The organism is Tsukamurella pseudospumae (genome assembly GCF_001575205.1).
Taxonomy (GTDB): Bacteria; Actinomycetota; Actinomycetes; order Mycobacteriales; family Mycobacteriaceae; genus Tsukamurella; species Tsukamurella pseudospumae.
The window spans coordinates 1-2,691 of sequence record NZ_LSRE01000027.1; the positions used below are offsets into that span (position 1 = coordinate 1).

A 2,691-nucleotide genomic window follows, 5' to 3' on the forward strand; every position below is an offset into this window, starting at 1 on the left:
CCGACAATCCGAACGAGTTGTGGCTCACTGATATCACCGAGCACTGGACCGATGAGGGCAAGCTTTACCTCTGCGCGATCAAGGACGTGTGCTCGGGGCGGATCGTCGGCTACAGCATCGATTCACGCATGCAATCCCGCCTGGCGGTGAACGCTCTGAACAATGCTGTTGCCCGTCGACCTGGTCCCGTCGCCGGGTGTATTGTTCACTCGGACAGGGGTTCTCAGTTTCGGTCGCGCAAGTTCGTGGCAGCGTTGAACCAGCACGGCCTTGTCGGGTCGATGGGCCGCGTGGGCGCTGCCGGCGATAACGCCGCGATGGAATCGTTCTTCGCGCTGCTCCAGCGCAACGTCCTCGACCGGCACCGCTGGGCCACCCGCGAGCAGCTGCGGATCGCGATCGTCACGTGGATCGAACGGACCTACCACCGACGCCGTCGGCAAGCCCGCCTCGGCCGATTGACCCCGATCGAATACGAGACCATCATCAACACAGCCGCCCCGGCGGCATAACACCGTAACTGTCACCTCTCGGTGCAGCAGTCCCGTACGTGCGGGGGCGCGTTCAGTTGTCAAGTGCTGTCTCGGGCCGCTGGAGCGGCGGGAGATTGGCGGGAGGCCAGGGGTGTCATGACGTCCCAGGCCGCAAGGCCGCGGTGCGCAGGCATGTGGTGAAATCGCGCCTGGCTCGCGCCGGGCGGGCGGTCGTCGTCCAGAAGGCTTGGCCTCCAGCGACAGCTCCGATGATGATTGCCGCACCTGCCGTCGGCGCGGCAACCTCAGGAACCACCGCAGCGAGAACGATCGACGAGAGGCCGAGAAAGCCAGCGGCGGAAAATACTCCGCTGGCACGGAGCAGCGCTTCACGTCGGTCATGGCTCACTGACATCGGGTCCACAGGGGGCCAACACGCCCGCAGTCGGGGATCGGATGCCAATGTCCTCAAGGCGTCCTTGGCCGAGCGTTCGAGTTGCTTGGCATCTACCGGGAGCGGGATGTGCCGGAGCAACTCACCCGCGGTCCTGATAGTGCGAGCCTGCGCTGCCAGGTCGTGGTGAAAGTCGATGACACGTTTGAGCAAGACGGGATCCGGTCCGGCTATCGCTGTCCGCATTCCAACCTCCTTAGCCGCGCGAGCGCGCGACACTGCTTGCTGCAGCGCCGGCTTCGGCGGTTGCTGGAGCAGAGGTACTAGATCCGATCACGACGGACAGGACCATCATCGCGATTGCTAGGCGTGAGACGAGCGCATGAGCCACCGGGTTTCCCTTCGACATGCTGACGACCGCGGCACAGGGGCCGCTTCATACAGTTAGTCGCACGGCGGGGCCTCGAGGTTCCCAGTTTCACGCGCCTTGTCGGCACACGCAGAGGTCACCGCAGCCGCACGGCTCGGAGCAACCGCACCGGTCGCCGCAGCCGCACACGGTCTTGAGGTCGATCAGGCTGAGCACGCGGTCGGTGAAACCTTGTGTCGGGGCGGAGTCAGGGACCGCCGTGAGCCGCAAACGACGGTTGATCCGCGTCATCTCCGTGTACCAGTTGCGGCATGCCGGACAATTGCTGAGATGGTCCTGTGCGTTCACCGCATCCGCGGCGCCCTGCTCTCCGTCGAGATCCGCGGAGAGCGCCTCGCGAGCGTGATCACAGTCGATGCTCACGTGCCCCTCCTACCTGTCGAAGTGCTACTCAATTAATCAGGCTAGTCGTGGCCACCGCTGTCCGTCGAGGACGATCGGCAGCTACGGAATCCCGCGAAGCCGTGACCGCCAACTACAGCGAGTAGTAGTTTGTTACCCCCTGGAGGTACCTGTGTGCCTCCTGGCCTGGTTTCATATGGGCTATGTCGCATAGATCCGGCGCGGACGCGAAGCTCACCGAGCTGGCGCTCGCTGCTGGGCGTGGTGAGAGTGCAGCTCTTGAGGAGTTCATCCGCACGACCCAACGCGACGTGATTCGAGTGATCTGTCATTTGAGCGGTCCGCAGGATGCCGAGGATCTGGCGCAGGAAACCTTCTTGCGAGCCATCGGGGCGTTGCACCGTTTCGAAGGTCGGTCCTCGGCGCGCACGTGGCTGATCAGCATCGCGCGGAGGGTGGTTGTCGATGCTCGTCGGCATGCGCAGGTGCGACCTCGGCTCGCGAGCCAGGATGTCCAGGCTGTCTTCGAGGCCACGTGCGTTGCACCGGGGTTGGGGCTCGACACCCGCGCGAGCATCCTTGACCTGTTGTCGGGTCTGTCTCCTGAGCGGCGGGAGGCTTTGGTGCTGACCCAAGTGCTTGGGTTCAGCTACGCAGAAGTCGCTGACGTCACGGGAGTGCCGATCGGGACTGTTCGCTCCAGGGTTTCACGGGCCCGTGCTGATCTCGAGGCAACGACTCCCTCTAGCGACACAGCGGTCGGGTAGAGAAGCTCCCTACTTCCTACCCCAGCGGTGAGGATCGTCAGCTTAGGCGAGAGACCAAGCCGGCTGGTACCGGTAATGAGTCCGGGCGCCGGACTTGAAGGAAGAGCGCGCCGAGTGAGGCGGCTAGGGCGTGTCTGACAATGATCGGGGTCGGTTCCTGAGACGCTGATTTCATGTCGCGGTTTCAGGTGCTCTCGGATGCTCAGTGGTCGTTGATCGAGGGCATGCTGCCGGCGCGGACCGGTCGGCAGGGGCGCCCATTCTCGGACGCGCGGACGATGGTCG

General features: G+C 64.2%; 3 protein-coding genes. 2 read left to right on the forward strand and 1 reads right to left on the reverse strand.

Translation table 11 applies throughout. The features are described from left to right. Positions 1 to 512, forward strand: a 512-nt coding sequence (locus AXK61_RS16345; RefSeq protein ID WP_156485712.1) for an IS3 family transposase, incomplete at its 5' end; no start/stop codon positions are given. An 833-nt stretch (positions 513 to 1,345) separates the two neighbouring features. Here AXK61_RS16345 and AXK61_RS16350 read toward each other — a convergent pair. Beyond that, positions 1,346 to 1,660 (reverse strand): zf-HC2 domain-containing protein, encoded by a 315-nt coding sequence (locus AXK61_RS16350; protein ID WP_068746380.1) that lies wholly within the window; start codon positions 1,658 to 1,660, stop codon positions 1,346 to 1,348. A gap of 182 nt (positions 1,661 to 1,842) precedes the next feature. On the opposite strand from AXK61_RS16350, the gene AXK61_RS16355 reads away from it, so the two are divergent. Continuing rightward, the gene (locus AXK61_RS16355) at positions 1,843 to 2,406 is read left to right on the forward strand and encodes a sigma-70 family RNA polymerase sigma factor (RefSeq protein ID WP_068746381.1); all 564 of its coding nucleotides are present in this window, start codon (positions 1,843 to 1,845) and stop codon (positions 2,404 to 2,406) included. The last annotated feature ends 285 nt before the right edge of the window (positions 2,407 to 2,691 follow it).

What these genes read in the sequence shown, in the direction of transcription:
- AXK61_RS16355 (WP_068746381.1), top strand. Translation starts at nt 1,843, where the DNA reads ATGTCGCATAGATCCGGCGCGGACGCGAAGCTCACCGAGCTGGCGCTC.